Origin of the sequence: Dysgonomonas sp. 511, assembly GCF_010501105.1 — a bacterium.
In the GTDB taxonomy this organism is placed as follows: domain Bacteria; phylum Bacteroidota; class Bacteroidia; order Bacteroidales; family Dysgonomonadaceae; genus Dysgonomonas.
The window spans coordinates 1-17,421 of sequence record NZ_QVMQ01000038.1 but is presented as its reverse complement, the minus strand read 5'-3'; the positions used below and the strand labels follow the sequence as shown (position 1 = coordinate 17,421).

General features: G+C 45.7%; 14 protein-coding genes. 6 read left to right on the top strand and 8 right to left on the bottom strand.

Going from position 1 to position 17,421, the window contains the following annotated elements; genetic code table 11:
* Positions 1 to 45: 45 nt before the first annotated feature.
* Together D0T57_RS13720 and lysS are read right to left on the bottom strand one after the other, a co-directional pair.
* Positions 46 to 1,047, bottom strand: a complete 1,002-nt coding sequence (locus D0T57_RS13720; RefSeq protein ID WP_163274056.1) for an NAD(P)H-dependent glycerol-3-phosphate dehydrogenase — start codon at positions 1,045 to 1,047, stop codon at positions 46 to 48.
* 76 nt (positions 1,048 to 1,123) lie between these two features.
* Complete coding sequence (gene lysS, locus D0T57_RS13715) at positions 1,124 to 2,845, bottom strand: lysine--tRNA ligase (RefSeq protein ID WP_163274055.1); 1,722 nt, start codon at positions 2,843 to 2,845, stop codon at positions 1,124 to 1,126.
* 216 nt (positions 2,846 to 3,061) lie between these two features.
* Here lysS and D0T57_RS13710 point away from each other — a divergent pair, with 216 nt between their 5' ends.
* The 6 genes from D0T57_RS13710 (at position 3,062) to D0T57_RS13685 (ending at position 9,794) form a co-directional block, all read left to right on the top strand.
* Positions 3,062 to 3,949, top strand: coding sequence for an alkaline phosphatase (locus D0T57_RS13710; protein ID WP_163274054.1), 888 nt, complete (start codon positions 3,062 to 3,064; stop codon positions 3,947 to 3,949).
* A gap of 171 nt (positions 3,950 to 4,120) precedes the next feature.
* A complete protein-coding gene (locus D0T57_RS13705) occupies positions 4,121 to 4,450 on the top strand; it encodes a hypothetical protein (protein ID WP_163274053.1) in 330 nt (109 codons plus the stop codon).
* Positions 4,451 to 4,661: 211 nt separating this feature from the next.
* Positions 4,662 to 6,230: a hypothetical protein gene (locus D0T57_RS13700; RefSeq protein WP_221412312.1), complete on the top strand. Its 1,569-nt coding sequence runs from the start codon at positions 4,662 to 4,664 to the stop codon at positions 6,228 to 6,230.
* A gap of 86 nt (positions 6,231 to 6,316) precedes the next feature.
* Positions 6,317 to 7,417 carry a hypothetical protein gene (locus tag D0T57_RS13695; protein WP_163274051.1) on the top strand — a complete coding sequence of 367 codons (1,101 nt, stop codon included), beginning with the start codon at positions 6,317 to 6,319 and terminating at the stop codon, positions 7,415 to 7,417.
* Between the two features lie 119 nt (positions 7,418 to 7,536).
* Positions 7,537 to 8,226, top strand: coding sequence for a hypothetical protein (locus D0T57_RS13690; protein WP_163274050.1), 690 nt, complete (start codon positions 7,537 to 7,539; stop codon positions 8,224 to 8,226).
* A gap of 65 nt (positions 8,227 to 8,291) precedes the next feature.
* Positions 8,292 to 9,794: a hypothetical protein gene (locus D0T57_RS13685; RefSeq protein ID WP_163274049.1), complete on the top strand. Its 1,503-nt coding sequence runs from the start codon at positions 8,292 to 8,294 to the stop codon at positions 9,792 to 9,794.
* Between the two features lie 76 nt (positions 9,795 to 9,870).
* Here D0T57_RS13685 and bglX read toward each other — a convergent pair whose 3' ends face one another.
* The 6 genes from bglX to D0T57_RS13655 form a co-directional block, all read right to left on the bottom strand.
* Entirely contained in the window at positions 9,871 to 12,102 is a 2,232-nt protein-coding gene (gene bglX, locus D0T57_RS13680) for a beta-glucosidase BglX (RefSeq protein WP_163274074.1), read from the bottom strand.
* 509 nt (positions 12,103 to 12,611) lie between these two features.
* Complete coding sequence (locus D0T57_RS13675) at positions 12,612 to 13,613, bottom strand: glycosyl hydrolase (protein ID WP_163274048.1); 1,002 nt, start codon at positions 13,611 to 13,613, stop codon at positions 12,612 to 12,614.
* A gap of 22 nt (positions 13,614 to 13,635) precedes the next feature.
* Positions 13,636 to 14,547: a family 16 glycosylhydrolase gene (locus tag D0T57_RS13670; RefSeq protein WP_221412311.1), complete on the bottom strand. Its 912-nt coding sequence runs from the start codon at positions 14,545 to 14,547 to the stop codon at positions 13,636 to 13,638.
* Between the two features lie 132 nt (positions 14,548 to 14,679).
* Positions 14,680 to 15,423 carry a hypothetical protein gene (locus D0T57_RS13665; RefSeq protein WP_163274046.1) on the bottom strand — a complete coding sequence of 248 codons (744 nt, stop codon included), beginning with the start codon at positions 15,421 to 15,423 and terminating at the stop codon, positions 14,680 to 14,682.
* A gap of 55 nt (positions 15,424 to 15,478) precedes the next feature.
* A complete protein-coding gene (locus tag D0T57_RS13660; RefSeq protein ID WP_163274045.1) occupies positions 15,479 to 17,062 on the bottom strand; it encodes a RagB/SusD family nutrient uptake outer membrane protein in 1,584 nt (527 codons plus the stop codon).
* A gap of 11 nt (positions 17,063 to 17,073) precedes the next feature.
* Entirely contained in the window at positions 17,074 to 17,280 is a 207-nt protein-coding gene (locus D0T57_RS13655; protein ID WP_368666931.1) for a hypothetical protein, read from the bottom strand.
* Positions 17,281 to 17,421 lie beyond the last annotated feature (141 nt).

Genomic DNA, 17,421 nt, shown 5'->3' with positions numbered 1-17,421 from the left:
AACACGAAGTAGGCACTGAGAAACCTATAAAGAATAATATATGTTTTACTTCAATATCTTTTCCCTCAACACCTTTACTGCTTCTCTTGCCGAAGCGCCTTCGTACAATATACGATAAACCATGTCGGCGATAGGAATGTTCACACCATACCTTTCGTTCATCTCATTGATACACTTTGTGCCATAATATCCTTCGGCTATCATTTCCATTTCTATCTGGGCTGCTTTTACCGAATATCCTTTCCCTATCATAGAGCCGAATGTGCGGTTGCGGCTGAAGCTGGAATAACAGGTCACCAACAGGTCGCCAAGATATGCCGAGCTTTCGATACATCTTTCTATCGGCAATACTGTGTCTACGAAGCGTTCCATTTCGGAGATCGCATTGCATACCAATACCGCCTGGAAATTGTCGCCGTATTTCAATCCGTGGCATATTCCGGAGGCTATGGCATATACGTTTTTGAGTACCGCCCCAAGTTCTATCCCCCTTACATCTTGCGATACGGATGCCCTTACATACCTGTTATTGAAAATATTAGCTATTGTATGCGCCTTGTCTATATCGGCACACGCAATGGTGGGGTATGTAAGCCGCTCCAAAGCTATTTCTTCGGCATGGCACGGGCCGCCTACTATTGCCAGATTGTCTTCAGGTACATTGTAATATTCGGTCAGATAGTCTGTAACAATCAGGTTTTCGGGCGGAATGATCCCCTTTATAGCCGAAATTATAAATTTTTCTTTCAGCATCGCCTTATCCAACTTTTCCAGATGCCCTTTCAGGAAGGGAGAAGGCACAGCCAATATAAGCGTGTCGGAATCGCCGACCACTTCGGCTATGTCTGAATAAAACGAAATCCTGTCCAGATTAAATTCCACATTGGACAGATAAGAGGGGTTGCGCCCTGTTTTCTTGAAGTCTTCAATCTGTTCGGGGCGGCGCATATACCAATTGATATGCTTTTCGTGGTTGAGCATAATCTTGGCAAGGGCTGTAGCCCATGTTCCGCCTCCTAATACTGCTATTTTTCCGGGAAAACTCATGTGTATAATTTGAAAATTTGAGAATTAGCAGATTCGAAAATTATTTTATTTGCTAACCTGCTAATTAACTCATTTACTATTTTCGAAGCCAGCCTTCTATTTCCTCTACCGATGGCAGGTTCAATTCCAGCTTATATTTTTTATTCACTTCACCGATGTCCTGCCTTATCTTTTGTGCTTTCGACTCTTTCAGTGCATCTACCGTCAGGTAACCTGCCTTTTGTACAACAGGCACCAGTTCTTCGGCAACACCCAGTTCTACATATTTGCTTGCAGCATCTTTAGCTGTTACTTTCTCAGGGCGCATTTGCGGGAAGAACATTACTTCCTGTATGCTTTCCTGCCCGGTCATAAACATCACGAGCCTGTCCATACCGATACCGATACCACTTGTAGGCGGCATACCGTATTCGAGAGCGCGAAGGAAATCCTGATCGATAAACATGGCCTCATCGTCTCCTTTTTCCGACAGTTTCAACTGGTCTTCGAAACGGATGCGTTGGTCGATAGGGTCGTTCAGCTCAGAGTAAGCGTTGGCTAGCTCTTTTCCGTTTACCATCAGTTCGAAACGCTCTGTCAGTTCGGGATTGTTCCTGTGCTTCTTGGTAAGTGGCGACATTTCTATCGGATAATCTATGATAAAGGTCGGTTGTATATAGTTGCCTTCGCATTTCTCGCCAAAGATAGCATCAATGAGTTTTCCTTTACCCATTGTTTCATCCTGTTCTATATCGAGTTGCTTGCATACATCGCGAAGCTGTGTTTCATCCATGCCGCTTATGTCTACACCAGTAAAGTGCTTGATGGAGTCTATCATCGTTACACGCGGATATGGTGCTTTGTAATCGATCTCTTTGCCGCCCATCATTACTTTTGTAGTACCATGTACGTCGGTACAGATTTTTTCGAGCATGCGTTCGGTAAAGTCCATCATCCAGTTATAGTCCTTGTATGCAGCGTAAAACTCCATGACAGTAAACTCAGGATTGTGTGTGCGGTCCATACCCTCGTTGCGGAAGTTACGGCTAAACTCATACACCCCATCGAAACCGCCCACGATAAGACGTTTCAGGTATAGCTCGTTGGCAATACGCAGGTATAACGGAATATCGAGTGCATTGTGGTGTGTGATGAAAGGGCGTGCAGTGGCTCCACCCGGAATACTTTGGAGCACAGGCGTATCTACTTCGATATATCCGTGGCCATTAAGGAACTCACGCATCGAATTGAATACCTTTGTACGTTTGAGGAAAGTATCTTTTACACCTTCATTTACTATAAGGTCTACATAGCGTTGGCGATAGCGTTGTTCAGGGTCGGTAAAACCATCGTAGGTAACCCCGTCTTTCACTTTCACTATAGGAAGCGGGCGCAGCGACTTGCTAAGTACGGTCAGTGCTTCGCAGTGTACTGATATCTCACCCATCTGTGTGCGGAATACGTATCCTTTCACGCCTACGTAGTCGCCTATATCGAGAAGTTTTTTGAATACAACATTGTAGAGGTCTTTATCTTCGCCGGGACAAAGGTCGTCTCTCGAAATATATACCTGAATACGGCCTTCGGCATCCTGCAACTCCATAAAAGAAGCTTTGCCCATGATGCGGCGGCTCATGATACGGCCTGCGATAGTTACTTCGCGGCGCTCTTTTTCGTCTTCGAAGTTATCCTTGATTTCGGCCGAATAAGCATTTACATCATACAATGCTGCCGGATACGGATCTATACCCAGTTTCCTCAACTCGTCCAAGCTTTGTCTGCGAATAATTTCCTGTTCGCTCAATTCCAATATGTCCATCCTTAATAATCTTTCTTCAGATTGTCAATCTTTATTATAAAAATCTATTTTGCGCATACTATAATCACGCAAAGTTAAAAAATATAATTACAATCCTGCACCACTACCTTTGTTTAATAATTGAAAACAAACAACAATATTTCCTTTCGGGGCAACCCTTATAAATTGATTTATATTAAATTTGCAATCGAAATATAACCAAAACCTACTTAACCCATGAAAAGAATCTTTATTATAGCCTTTCATTTCCTCATCCTTGCAACTGCAAGTATCAACGCCTCCGACATAAAGCATGTAGTAGTAATAGGCTGCGACGGTTTCGGAGCATATGCCTACCACAAAGCCGACATGCCCAACCTGAAAAACCTGGCTTCGCAAGGGGCATGGTCTGTCAAGTCGAGGTCGGTGCTGCCATCGTCGAGTGCCGTCAACTGGGCTTCGATATTGATGAGCGCAAGCCCTACTATCCACGGATACACCGAATGGGGCAGCCAGACACCGGAAATACCATCGGCGGTAATCAGCCAATATGGAAAATTCCCTTCGATATATACAATACTGAAAGAACAAAAGCCGGAAGCCAAGACTGCTGCCATATACAGTTGGCAGGGCATCGAACATCTGCTGGAAAAAGAAATAATAGACTACCTGATCCCCACAAAGTCGAATGAAGACCTCACTGCCGACACTGCCGCATATATTATAAAAAACCATAAACCGGCATTTACCTTTATCCATTTCGACGAGCCCGACCATACCGGCCATAAAATAGGGCACGACACTCCCGAATATTACGAAATGCTGAAGAAAGTAGATGAACGGATAGGCAGGATAGTGCAGGCTGTAAAAGATGCAGGTATCGCCAGTCAGACTGTCATCATGGTAGTTGCCGATCATGGAGGAATAGACAAGGGGCATGGCAAAAAGAGCATGCAGGAAGTAGAAATCCCCATCGTTGTACACGGGCCGGGCATAAAAAAAGGACATGAAATAGAAGGAGTAATAGTAGATTACGACTATGCCGCCACAATAGCCAAAATCTTCGGGCTGCAATGCCCTCAGGCATGGAGAGGAAAAGCCATAGACGACGCATTCGAAAAATAACGCCGCCTAGCACCAACTAAAAAAAATTGAAGGCTGCCTGTTCAAAACGGGCAGCCTTCAATTTTTACAGCCACCTGGCTAGTTTATAAAAAATTGCAATAAATCCTTATTTTATTTCTTATATCGCCGGAAAGTTCTATTTTTTTTGCAGTATAAACAAACGGTTATACAATGCGAATAAGTGGTATAAAAAGCAAGCTTTATGCTTGTTTAATGGCTGAATATTTGGTTGTTAACATATTATTAGAGAGAGAGAGAGAGAGAGAGAGAGAGAGAGAGAGAGAGAGAGAGAGAGAGCTTCTAGGTAGTTCTCTATTTTGCTGTGCGCAAAAACTTCCATCAGAGAACGGTAAACCCCTCAATGTAAGAAATTTTTCCGAAAAACACAATTATCGTGTAACTTTCCTTTCCAAAGGATTACAGGATTTTTTTATATACAACACCCCCTTGCCGCAAAGCCCCATCGAGGCTTTGCAGCAAGGGGGTGCTTTGTTTGACTGACATACACCGCAAAACCAACACACTCCGGCCACTGAAGTCTGCTGTTCTGGCATCGTATCACCACTGTTTGTTTACTTGGCTGTTTGGGAAAATCGCCTGTAAGTATTGCGAGACATGCAGGCTTCAAATCCGGAGGATTGTTACGACATAAGTACTTTTTTACAAACAGATACGATTTGGAACTTAAAATTTTAATTATGACATGAAATTTATGATGAAAACCTACACAAAACTCAACAGGCGAAAAGCAACAGCCTTTACCTTGCTTTTCTCCCTGATACTGTTCGTATCGCCGGCCAATGCCCAGACGACTATAGGCTCCGACAGCGCGTCCGAAGAAGGCGCGCTGCTGCAGCTAAAAGAAACCAACAACCCCACCGGCAGAAACTCCACCAGAGGCTTGATGCTGCCACGCGTACCTCTGGTATCGCTCACGGCGCCCGGCAGCGACCTGCGCCAAACCATAGAGGGCGGCAATAGCATACCCGGCGACCCGTGGGACCTCGAAGAACATACCGGACTGCTGATATACAACCCCAGAAGGACCGGCTGCGAATCGATGGGAACATTCGTGTGGATGGGCGACAAATGGGAAGGGATAGGAACTACCCAAGTGACATCACTGCCCGGCAGCGCCAGAGAAGACACGCTGGCCTTGGCGCAATTTCTGAGCGACAACCCGGGCTTGAGTGCTCACTGGCCCGCCAATATCTACGAAAGTGGCCCTCTTCTTGAATGTGATATTAAACCAAGTGGTGCCAATTGGTATACTGCGACTGAAATAACGAGAACAAGGAAAAATGAGAATTCTGTATATAACATCGATGCTCAGCAGGTAATCAGAGAAGTTTGGACTAGAGATTGCTCCGGGATGCGATTGACAGGTTTGAAGATTATCCACAAGAATATTCAAAACGCGAGAGCACTAAACAATATGAAGGCCTTGCAGACTTTGACTTTGTATTACAATCCGCTGGAAGAGCTAGATGTTTCGAACCTCGAAGAGCTTAAAAAACTCAACCTTAGAGGATGTCTTAACCTCAAAAAACTCACTCTTGGCTATCATCCGAAGTTGACAGATATAGATTGCTCGCCACTTGTTTCGGGAAGCCCAGGTATAACAGACTGGGGGTTTGCAAGCACAAATCGGAACGAACTTGATATTAGCAGGCTTGGTGACTATGACAATCCTATGATCCGCGACTCGAGGACCCCCCTCGTGGGGCTCTTTCTTGCTGACGGGAAGTTGGCAACTATAAATCTACGGGGATGTGTGGCCTTGACTGATTTGGATCTATCGCAGCAAACCTCTCTTACCCAGTTAGACCTTTCTAGAAATATGCTATTGAAATCTCTTTCCGTAATTAATAGTTCAGCAAAGAAAAAAGGGGCTCTTAGTTCTCTTTCTCTGGCGTATAGCCATCTTCTAACGGAAATACTCTTGGAAAATAATAATATCCAAGAGCTTGACCTTAGTTCTAATAATCGGCTGTCTACTATAAAACTAGATAGAAACAATCTGCAAGATGGTGGTTTGAGGCTGCCAACGGAGCCCTGCGTCAAAACACTCTATCTAACGAATAATCCTAACTTGAAATCCCTCAAGAACTATCTGATACCGCATATCGCCACCCTTAGGCAGATGTCGCTCAAGGGATGCGCCTTTTCGTCAAGCGAATTGGTAGCAATGCGCGACTTATTCCTTGCTGCAGGCCTATGTTCAGTTTGGCAGACAGGTGTTCAAGCTGATTCCAAGCCTGATTGTCCTATCACACCTTGAGTAGTTGGCGTGCCTGTTTGCGCTGCCGCTACATACGATCTGAAAAAAGCAATAGTATTGATAATAAATTAAAAACGGATACATATATGAACAATATAATAAGAAAGACCGCTATATGGCTGCTCGCAGGTATGCTGTTGCCCGTTGCCTTGCTGGGGCAGGTGTCGATAGGCAGCGAGCAGGAGCCCTCACCGGGAGCATTGCTCCAGCTGAAAGATGATAATACACACCAAGGCGGCGAAACAGCGCGTGGGGCTCTGGCGCTTCCCCGTGTGGAAATAACAGACTTTAGGCCATCTGATATGACAGGCTCAATAACAGGTGCTTCCGGCACCTGGGATCGTAAAATACATGCCGGAATGATGGTCTACAACACAAAAGCCACCAAGCCAAACGCAGATGCAAGAGGCGGCTGTGTAAGGGGTAGCGACAAGGATACAGCCTCTGTATATGTGTGGGCAAATGATGGTAGAATTGAAGTATGGATGCCCCTCAGGCCCAAGCCTTATGTAGATCCCCGCTCCAGCGACTCGATTGCTTTACTAAATTTTCTGGGAAAAAATGCCTGGGAAGTATACGTTCTTCTAAATAAGAGTGATATTCTTCCCAGGCCTCTTTCCGATCCTTTATTTCTTTTTGAATGGAGAGACTTTGCTCCCGACAATCCTGATGGCTATGCTACATGGGAAGAGGTGGACGATCCGTGCGGTGGGCCCAGAGTGTTGAGGGTAACAAAATTAGATCTGAGTAATGCAGAAAGCGATAACAAATGGGTCTGCACTTTCGAAGGGCTTTCGAAATTGACCGGTCTGCGCGAACTCAACCTTAGCAATAATTTACCAAGCAACAAAAAATGGGGAGGTGGGACTAATACTATTGATCTGAGCTCTTTACCGGAGCTCGAACGCCTCGATGCGAGCAATTGTTTTCTGGAGGCTGTCTATGTGCGCAAAAACAGGAAACTGAAAATACTCAACCTCAGCCACAACAACCTGACGGCGATCGACCTTACACGAAACAATAAGCTGACACAGATAAATCTGGGGTATAATGATATGACGGAAGCTGTTCTTAACTCCATCCGCGATGCTATATACTCTTACTCGGGCAATTGTACGCTCTACAACAGCTCCGATGTAGAACTGGGCAACCAGACTACCGGTGCCGGCAAGCCGTCGTGTCCCTGATCAGGCTCTGCCTGAAAAAGAAAGATCCTGCCTTCGCGCCTCACAAGGCAGGGCAGAAGCCAACGCACAATGACTAATGTAATCGATAAATACTTTACATAACCAAAACAAAACGAATAATGAAAAAAAGACATATAAGCTACACTTTGTGCTTTTTCCTCCTGGCCCTCCTTGCCGGCAGCAATGTATGCGCGCAGGTGACGGTGGGTAGTGGCGAAAAGCCCGTGCCCGGTGCTTTGCTCGACCTGAAAGAAAAGTCTGGCGAAGGGGCAAATGCTTTCCGGGGCTTGTTGCTGCCCCGCGTGCGATTGGTAGCGCGCAACTCTACAGATGTATATACCGGTAATTCGGGTTCCAACAGCGTCTCTATGTTTTCGCACTCGGATGCCGCACCACACGATGGCTACACTGTTTTCAACCTGACCGAACATCCGGCTTACAATCTTTGCCGGGGTGTGTATACATGGAGCCACCAAGTGTGGGTGCGATTGCAAGAGCCGTGCCCGTTTGTGTGCTCGGCCGCCATGCTCTCGGTAACGGCGCCCTCTTCTATCTGCGATGCCAAAGAGGTGTCTGTCACGGCAACAGCCCTCGCCGGAGCCGACTCTATCTTCTGGTACGAAGACGAATACAGCGAAACTCCTTTCCGCCGCACTGCAGGCTATGTAGACAGGTATGTGCACAAAAAAAGCGACAATTCGGAAATAACGGAAAACCTCGCCTTTTATGTATCGGCATACAATGTGAACGACGATTGTGAGTCGGATCGTATGCCGGTTTACATCTCTGCCTTCAAAAAAATAAGATAGATATAAAAATAGAAGCCAACGGCAATGGCTCTGCCACTCCGCTCAATATAGTGCTGGGGCGTGATGTGGTTAAATTTAGGCTGAGCGGCCTGCCTGCCGACATATCTGCCGACAACTACACTCTGCGTTGGTACAGGCTGCGAGATGGTCATTCGCGCGAACTTATCTCTCCTTATAAAGCAGATGTTGAGGCTGGCAATAATATAATCGAATGGACAAGCATAAAGGGAGGGACTATGCTGGGTGTAGATTCGGCAGTGGCTGTTACGGGCAAATACTATGTAGAGCTGTTCGACACAAAGGCTTGCAACGTCGTTACCTCAGACATGGTAACGATAAACGTAGACCGGAGCACTACACCTAGGATTATCGCACGCGACTGTTTGGTTGTACCTCTTTATCGTCCAAGGCGCAACGACCCGGACTCTTACATCCTCAAAGGTACTGCGTACTATTACCTTCCTGATGTAGATTTGAATGGCGATAGCTTACTTTGGTTCAAAGTAACCAAAAATCCGGATGGAAGCGAAACGGAGACCGAATTTATAGTCAATTCTAGATCTGGTATACCAAATGGAGTAATAGAAAGTATTACGAATCCTCGACCTATGTACAAGACCAGCACCCGGCAGGTGGGGCCTTATACGTGGGGGGACGCGAAAGATGAATATGATAATGATATTTCCGAATACGTACCTTTTTGTATGGGAAGGCCTGCACCGCCTGAAATACCAGGCTATCTTCCGGCTCCTGGAACCTTTACAGACCCCGATTACCCAAATTTATTCAAAAATAACTGTGCTACTATGCCGGTTAACTATAGCAAAGACTATTACAGAGCCAGACTAAAAAATCCTCCGGGGGGGGTGTCTGTTCCTGCCGATTTCGAACTAATGTTTCTTTATTCTTCACGTAGTATCAATTTGGATAATCGAGTTTCCTACACTATCGAGGTACCTGTCAATTCTCCAATCCCCTCGCAAGAAGTTGAGGACTACTATTGGGACGGTACTTCTCCGGAGAAAGGCGAAAGACATACGAGGAGCTGGACATGGACATATACGGGCGACGACTTGGGCAATATGCCGGTGCCTCCCAAAGAAGGGTCGCTCGTTTTCCCCGGATTTGTGCCTACAAAGGTGGGTGAGGCCATATTCAAGTTGACTCCTGCCGGATGTGCAGACTGTGCGGCGACTAACTATATCGAGATTTCTGTTTACGATCAGATAGAGGCAGCAGGTGGCAATCTCGAACAGGATATGTGCCAGGGAGCCGCTATAGACGATATAACGTTCACCTCTACTAGATATAATATGTATGTAATAAAAGAAGAGTACTGGAACGAATCCGGTTCTACCAATCCGGCCGATTTTAACACTATACAGATTACCGGAGAAGGTACCCGTTCGCTAGTCATAAAAGGCACAGCGCCTACAAACGGGGGTGGACGATACAAGATGGGATATGCTACCATTGCCGTGGTAATTAAGGACAATAACGGTGATGTGCACGATGGCAAAGAGATTACCCTGCGATGGGGTAACTATGCAGGAGGCTGTACACCATAAACGTATAGGCCAACATATATGATAAGCGAAGGCTGCTCCGGTGAGGGGGCAGCCTTTGTTTGCTTTTAGCTTGTCTTTACCTCAAAGTAAAGTCTACACTTGTACCCGAACTGCTGTCTGTTGCAATCCATAGCGTAAAGTCTCCTGCTTCGGGACGCTTCGCCATATCTTCGTGCCAGAATGCAAGGTCGTTTGCAGTTATGGTAAATGATATAGTCTTTGTTTGTCCTGCTTCAACCTGCACCTTGTCAAATCCCTTCAACTCTTTTACAGGGCGTACAAGCGAGCCTACCTTGTCGCGGATATAAAGCTGCACTACTTCGCTAGCAGTATAGTTGCCGGTATTGGTTATGTCGCAGGTTGCTGTCAGTTCATCGTTCATACCCAAAGCAGTGGCCGACAGTTTCACATCCCCATACTTGAATGTAGTGTACGAAAGCCCGTATCCGAATGGGAAGAGAGGCGAGTCTCCGGCGTCGAGGTGATAGCTTGTAAACCCTATAGAAGTCTGTTTGGCTCCCACTTCGATGTCGTCTATCAATGTGATATTCTGAGCCGGACGCCCTGTCATTTTATGCGAATAATAGACCGGAACTTGCCCTACCATCCGTGGCATGGTTACAGGCAGCTTGCCCGATGGTATGGCTTTCCCGAAAATGAGGTCTGCCAGTGCCGGGCCGGCCATTGTGCCACCATGAAATGCGTATAATACGGCATCTGCCATTTCCACTTCTTTCTCTATTGTCAATGGCCTGCCTGCCATAACGATCATCACCACAGGCTTGCCAGTCTGCTTCAATGCTGCGAGCATTTCCATTTGTTTGCCCGGCAGGCTGATATCTGCTCTCGAACGGGCTTCTCCCGACAATACGGCTTCCTCGCCGGCAAAGAATAGTATTACATCAGCATTCCGTGCTGCGGCAACGGCTTTGCTTATCCCGTTTGCATTTTTGTCGCGGCTATACGTAAGTCCTTCTTCTGCTATTACCCGTACTTGCGTCCCATAGTCGTTTCGGATTGCAGTGAGTGGCGTCACCGAATGTTCGGGCTCGGCATCGAAACACCATGTTCCCAGTTGGTCGGCTTGCGAATCGGACAATGGGCCGACAACGGCTACCGATTTTATATTATTGCTCAGAGGCAACACATCGTTGTCGTTTTTTAGCAATACAACGCTTTCTATGGCAGCGTCTTTTGCTTTCTGCAAAGACGATTCGGTGTAAAAGGCATCCCTTCCTTGTTCTTTAACATAAGGGTTTTCGAAGAGCCCCAGACGGAATTTAAGACGCAAGATGTTGCGCACAGCCTCGTCTATCAGTTTTTCGTTCACAGCCCCGCTTTTTACCAATTCTTCCAGATGGTTGATATATGCATATCCCATCATGTCGATATCTACACCTGCAATAGCAGCTTTCTCTCCGGCTTCTTTCAGGTCGGCGCAAAAACCGTGAGGTATCATTTGCTCGATAGAACCCCAGTCGCTAACCAATACTCCATCGTACTTCCATTCTTTGCGTAGTACCTGGCGGTTGAGGAATGTGCTGCCCGAAGCAGGAACTCCGTTAATATCGTTGAACGAGCACATAAATGTAGCTGCTCCGGCTTCTATTGCTGCCTGGAATGGCGGGAAATATACTTCCCTTAGTTGCAGCTCGGGTATCCATGTAGTATTGTAGTCTTTTCCCGATTCGCTAGCCCCATAGCCTACAAAGTGTTTGGCGCATGCTGCTATACTGCCGGGAGCAGATAGCGTGTCGCCCTGAAATCCTTTTACCATAGCTGCTCCTATTACCGAAGTGAGGTATGGGTCTTCGCCGCACGATTCGGCTATGCGTCCCCACCGCGGATCGCGGCTGATGTCTATCATCGGTGCGAAAGTCCAGCGGATGCCGACCGAACTGGCTTCTTCGGCTGCTACACGGGCTCCGCTTTCGGCAACGGCAGGATTCCACGATGCAGCCTGCCCCAATGGTATGGGGAATATTGTTTTGTAACCATGTATTACGTCGCGTGCAAATATCAATGGGATTTTCAGGCGGCTTTCTTCCACTGCTATTTTTTGCAGTTTGTTTACAGTCACGGCATCTATTTCGTTCAATATAGAGCCTACGTCACCGTTTCGCACAGCATTTGTCATATCGTCAGCCATGCCTATTCCGGTGAGTTGGTTCATTTGCCCTATTTTTTCTTTCAGGGTCATTTGCGATATCAACTGGTCTATTTTCTGTTCTACCGGGTCTTTCTTCTCGGAGCACCCCGTTATTACTGCCAGCAATAAAGCCAAAATTATTATATCTTTTATTTTCATCATTCTATTTTTTTTAGTTACTCCTATCAGCTAAGAGAAAAAGTAACACGTGTAACACCTTTTCATTACTTTTTCCTTGTTACCTTTTCTTTAGATACAAGTAAACAAGATACGAGATACAAGTTCTTATTTTACAAGAGACCAGCTCGTTAACTCGTCTACTGGTGTCTTGCATCTCCCCAAAAAGTAACACTTGTAACACCTTTTCATTACTTTTTCCTTGTTACCTTTTCTTTAGATACAAGTAAACAAGATACGAGATACAAGTTCATATTTTATCAGAAACCAACTCGTTTACTCGTCTACTGGTATCTTGTATCTCTCTAAAAAGTAACACTTGTAACACATTTTTATCACTTTTTCCTTGTTACTTTTTCCTCTCCCTCGTCATGGCTTTGCACATAAGTCCCCCAAGGGGGATTAGGGGGCTTCCCCTTGGCGGATGGAGGGGGCTTATATAGATAAAGCCGGAAGAATATAATTGAGGATATGTTACTTTTTTATCCGTATTATTTATACCTGAGCCAGTTCATACACATCGACCCTTTATTCATCTTCACGCGCAACGAGTGTTTCCCTTGTTCCAACTGGACTTGGATAGTCTCGGTTTGCCACACGTCATCATTTCCGGTAGTAGGCATCTCCACGGTCTTGTTGGTTTTCCCATCGAGCAATATCTCTATAGTAGCACCACGGTACGAGTTTACGCTTCCGTTGGTGCGGGGTATAAACCATGCGTAGCGGTAGATGTCGGGGTCGCATTCCATATAGTTCAGCACATCGCACATATACGCCATCTGTTTCGATACATTGTTGATATACGATTCCCATGCACAAAACTCGGTCATCCAGATAGGCTTTCCATATTTCTTGAAAAGGCCGACATACGATTTCAACGAAGCCGGTGTGCCCATATAGCAGTGTATGGCAATGCCGTCGATATCCGAAAGGGGTACGAGCTTGAAAAATTCGTCGAGCCATTTTATCGGGTCGCTATAATTAGCCAATGTTCCGTAGTTCATTGCCGGAGAGATGATTTTCATATTAAGCTCGTTGGCTAATGCTCTCAGGCGTGGCCAGTGGGTAGCCGCTTCTGTAGGCGTCATATTTGCCTGGTCGGTAAGGTTCGGTTCGTTGAAGGCGAGGATATATTCGCAGTTGGGATGAGCTTGCTTGTATGCGCGTATTTTGCTTTCGCTGAATGCGCCGTTCCATGCCATCGGGTAAAAGTCTAGTTTTTGAGGAGTTACCGCATTATTGAGGTCGTTGCTGATATCCGGCCCCCAGTTGTAAAACCACGATACGCCGGGACCTAAAAGGGCGACGTCTTCGAGCATCTGGAAGTTGTACGAAACTCCCCGTTTGAAGCTTCGTTTCTGTACACTTGTGTAATCCACCTTTCCTCCATCATCTGTCCCGTTGCCATTGCCCTGAGGTTCGCCGTTGTCGTCCGAACAGGCAAAGAGCGAAAGGGAGAAGGCGCATAACAGGCAGTAAATAAGCTTTTTCATAACTGTTATCTTATATTATTATTTAATCTGTCTTTTTATATACTTTGACAAAGTCGACATACATTTTTGCATCGCCATTGTCGAAGGCTGTTACTTTATTGATGTCCCATATCTGAGGGAAGTTTCCTCCTACAGCAAGGTTGAGGATGATAAAGAAATCCTTGTGGAAATAGTTTCCCGAAGATGTATCTGTTGTTTTATCCTTGATGTCCATTTCGAAGTAAGGACTGGTGCCGGGGTGCTTGTCGATATCTAAGTACATTCTTATTGTCGATTCGTCCCAGATAAGTGTATAAAGGTGGAAGTCGTCTTGCAAACTATAATCGGCGGTTTTGTCTTTGGCATAATTGGGATATGCGCCTCCGTTCCAGTCGGGTCCCCAATGCAGGGCTCCGTTGAAGTATTTATCCTGAATGTTGTTCTTTATGCCGTTGCCATGCCCCATTTCCAGAATGTCTATTTCGCCGCAGGCAGGCCATCCCTTTGTAGGGAAATCTGCACCCAGCAGCCAGAATGCAGGCCACAGCCCATTTGCCGTACCGGGAAGTTTTATGCTGGCTTCCACTTTGCCATGCGTAAATTCGTATTTGTTTTGTGTGGTAATACGTCCCGATGTGGCAGGCTGCCCTTTATGGTTTTCTTTGCGGGCTGTAATTATCAGGCTGCTTTTTTTTGTCACAGGTTCAAGCCCTAATGATATATTTTTTTCGAGGTAATATTGCAACTCCCTGTTGCCACTGCCATCGCCATAAACTTCAATAGCCCATTTGCTGTTGTCTAATTCGGGTGCTTGAAATAAATCTTCCCATACAAGCTTGTAGCCGTCTGTTTCGCCCGAACCTGTTTCGATAGGTACGGAATCTTCCTTCGGTGGGTTGCCATCATTCGAACCTGAGCATGCGAAAAGGATAATAAAAAAGGATAATAAAAACATTTTATAAGGTATTTTTTTCATGGGACTACACAAGGATTCAGTGAAATTATATTCATTCAATCTTAAATCTTCTGGTTAGAATACAAGGTGTAGCACTACTTATGCCACACCTTGTATATGCACTAAACCGAACTATTTAGATTTTGGTTTGTAGAAGAATGCAGCGTCGGCATCGAGTGTAGTGCCTGTAACGCCACCACTAAGGAATGCCAGTACGTTGGCATCGGGCGATGCTTTAGCAAAGCGTAGTCCTTTGTCGAACAGGTCGCTTACCGGTATGATGATTTCGTGCCATTCGCCATCGCGTTTGAAATCGGTATAAGGAGCAACTTCTTCGAAGTTTGTGCTACCTATGCATATCTTCACTTCTACATCTTTAGTACCGTCGTTTCCGTAGAAGATGAGCACGTGCGAAGCATTGTCTTTGCTCTTCATTGCTATATGGAAAGAGTACGAATCGTCTACTTTAGTCATATCTACTCCGTCGGTTACTGCAAATCCGCAGCCAGACCATCCTGCGCCACCTACGATCAGCGATGTCCATCCCTCTACTTCGCCATAGAAGTTAGGGCCTGTAGATGTACCTCCATCGTATGTATTATCCCATACATAAAGGAATTTGTTTGTGTCGTCGGGCCTGTAGTCTGCTACGATTTTCTTTTCGATGGTTGCAGAAGTTTCGCCGTCGAGTATCAGTACATAATAGTTGCTTCCTTGCAACGATTCGTGTAAATCCTTGTCGTTGCCATCATCTCCGCCATTGTTGTTACCTCCTGGTTTTTCAACATTGTCATCGTCATCACTTGAGCAAGAAGTTGCAACTATACCTGTGAATAATAGGCTCATGAAGAGCAGCATAAAAAAATTCTTTTTCATGATTCTTTAATTTTAATAATTAGAAATTTGATTTTAGGTTTATATATTTATATAATCAATATCCGTTGTTTTGAGTTAATGAACCGAGATTGACTTCTTCGGCGGGAATAGGGAACAGCTCGTGTTTTCCTTCTATAAAGTCTGCCATATGCTTACGGGCTTCTTCTGTTTCGTTTGCCTTGTAGGCATCCATTACTTTTTTCACAGTTCCCCAGCGGCAGAGGTCGAACCAGCGGTGCCCTTCCATTGCCAACTCTACGCGGCGTTCGTGGCGGATTGCTTTTATCAGGTCGGCTTTGGTGTCGGTATATCCTTTGTAGTTAGGGAAAGCCGGTAGTATGGCGTTGTTGCCGCCTCTGGCTCTCTCCCTTACTTTTTCGAGTGCCCATTTGGCTGTAGTGGTATTATTGTTTTCTACGCAGGCCTCGGCATACATAAGCAGAGCGTCGGCATAGCGTATTGCCTTTGTATTGATCGGACCGCGGCTATCGTGGTCCAGCTTGAATATGGTGCCTCCGGCTCCGTCTTCCATCATTGCATATTTCTTGCTTACGTAGCGCGAACCGAGGTATATTTCCTGTTCGGGTGTTTCTATTTCGGCATCGGTTGGTTTTAGTATTGTAGCATCGCGGCGCGGATCGCTGGTTTCGTATTCATTGTAGAGGTCTTGAGTCGGTTTGTTGAAGCCCCAGCCTCCTCCTAGTTTCGACGAACGCGAACGTGTGAGCACAACGCCGAATGTACCGCGGGAGAATCCAAAGCCGCCGTAGTCGCTTTGCGGGTCAGACATGTATTGTATCTCGAATATCGACTCCTGCCCGTTTTCTCCGGCAAGTGCAAAATTGTCTTTGTAATTGGTGCAGAGGCTATATTCTCCGTCATCTTCGGCTTGCTTGACCAGTGTTGCTCCCCATTTCTCGGCTTCCGGATAGTTGTGAGCATACAGGTAAGCTTTCAGCAACATGGCTTGTGCAGCACCTTTTGTTGCGCGTCCGAGGTCTTCAGCCTTATATTCACTTTTTACCCATAGTTTCTTTTCGGCGTCAAGCAGGTCTTCGATGATAAACTTGTATATATCGTCGGCCGAGGCGCGTGGCTGTTTCCATTGGTTATTGCTCATTATCACGAAGTCTATCTTCGGTACTCCTCCGAATATCCGTACAAGCCGGAAGTAGTACATGGCACGAAGGAACTTGGCTTCGCCAATCAGGCGGTCTTTCAGTTTTATATCCATTATTGTGTCTGTCGCCATCGGCGGTACTTCCTGCAATACAAGGTTGCAACGGCTGATACCCTGATACTGCGCTCTGTAATAATCGAGCAAAAGACCGTTGTTTGAGTTGGTTTTGAAGTTTTCCATGTCGTAGGCATCAGCCATATCGCTAATGTTTTGTCCGCCTTTGAGGGCATCGTCGGAAACAACATCACCAATAAACCATTCATTGATAAAAGTAGTGTTATAGTCCCATGCTATGGGCGTATATGCTGCATTCACGGATTGTATGGCGGTTTGCCCATTAGTGAAATAATCATCAAGTTCGGTTACACCCGGGCTCGTTTCGGTCAGCCAATCGTTGCACGATGTGAGGAACAAAGCCGACAGGATGCATAGTATATTTGTTGATATATATTTTTTCATGATTCAGTTTTTTAAAAATTAATGTTTGCACCAATCATAAATGTCCGCGATTGAGGGTAGTTGCCGTAGTCGACCCCGCCACCCACTTCAGGGTCGTATCCCGTATAGTTGGTTATGGTGAACAGGTTGCTTGCCGACAGGTAGAAACGGCATTGCTCAATTCCTACTTTTTGTACTATAGCTCTCGGAAGGGTGTAGCCCAACTGTATGTTTTTCAAGCGGAGGTAAGACCCGCTTTCGATAAACCTGCTCGAAGTAATGTATAGTTAAATCATAATAATTTGACATATTTTTAGTATCTTTGAGAATGAGTTATTCACTAGATTTTCGCAAACAAGTATTTAAGATCAAGTCAGATC

Coding starts and splice junctions, on each gene's coding strand:
- D0T57_RS13700 (WP_221412312.1), top strand. CDS start 4,662: ATGATGAAAACCTACACAAAACTCAACAGGCGAAAAGCAACAGCCTTT.
- D0T57_RS13705 (WP_163274053.1), top strand. CDS start 4,121: ATGCGAATAAGTGGTATAAAAAGCAAGCTTTATGCTTGTTTAATGGCT.
- D0T57_RS13670 (WP_221412311.1), bottom strand. CDS start 14,547: ATGTTTTTATTATCCTTTTTTATTATCCTTTTCGCATGCTCAGGTTCG.
- D0T57_RS13675 (WP_163274048.1), bottom strand. CDS start 13,613: ATGAAAAAGCTTATTTACTGCCTGTTATGCGCCTTCTCCCTTTCGCTC.
- bglX (WP_163274074.1), bottom strand. CDS start 12,102: ATGAAAATAAAAGATATAATAATTTTGGCTTTATTGCTGGCAGTAATA.
- D0T57_RS13660 (WP_163274045.1), bottom strand. CDS start 17,062: ATGAAAAAATATATATCAACAAATATACTATGCATCCTGTCGGCTTTG.
- D0T57_RS13710 (WP_163274054.1), top strand. CDS start 3,062: ATGAAAAGAATCTTTATTATAGCCTTTCATTTCCTCATCCTTGCAACT.
- D0T57_RS13665 (WP_163274046.1), bottom strand. CDS start 15,423: ATGAAAAAGAATTTTTTTATGCTGCTCTTCATGAGCCTATTATTCACA.
- D0T57_RS13690 (WP_163274050.1), top strand. CDS start 7,537: ATGAAAAAAAGACATATAAGCTACACTTTGTGCTTTTTCCTCCTGGCC.
- lysS (WP_163274055.1), bottom strand. CDS start 2,845: ATGGACATATTGGAATTGAGCGAACAGGAAATTATTCGCAGACAAAGC.
- D0T57_RS13695 (WP_163274051.1), top strand. CDS start 6,317: ATGAACAATATAATAAGAAAGACCGCTATATGGCTGCTCGCAGGTATG.
- D0T57_RS13720 (WP_163274056.1), bottom strand. CDS start 1,047: ATGAGTTTTCCCGGAAAAATAGCAGTATTAGGAGGCGGAACATGGGCT.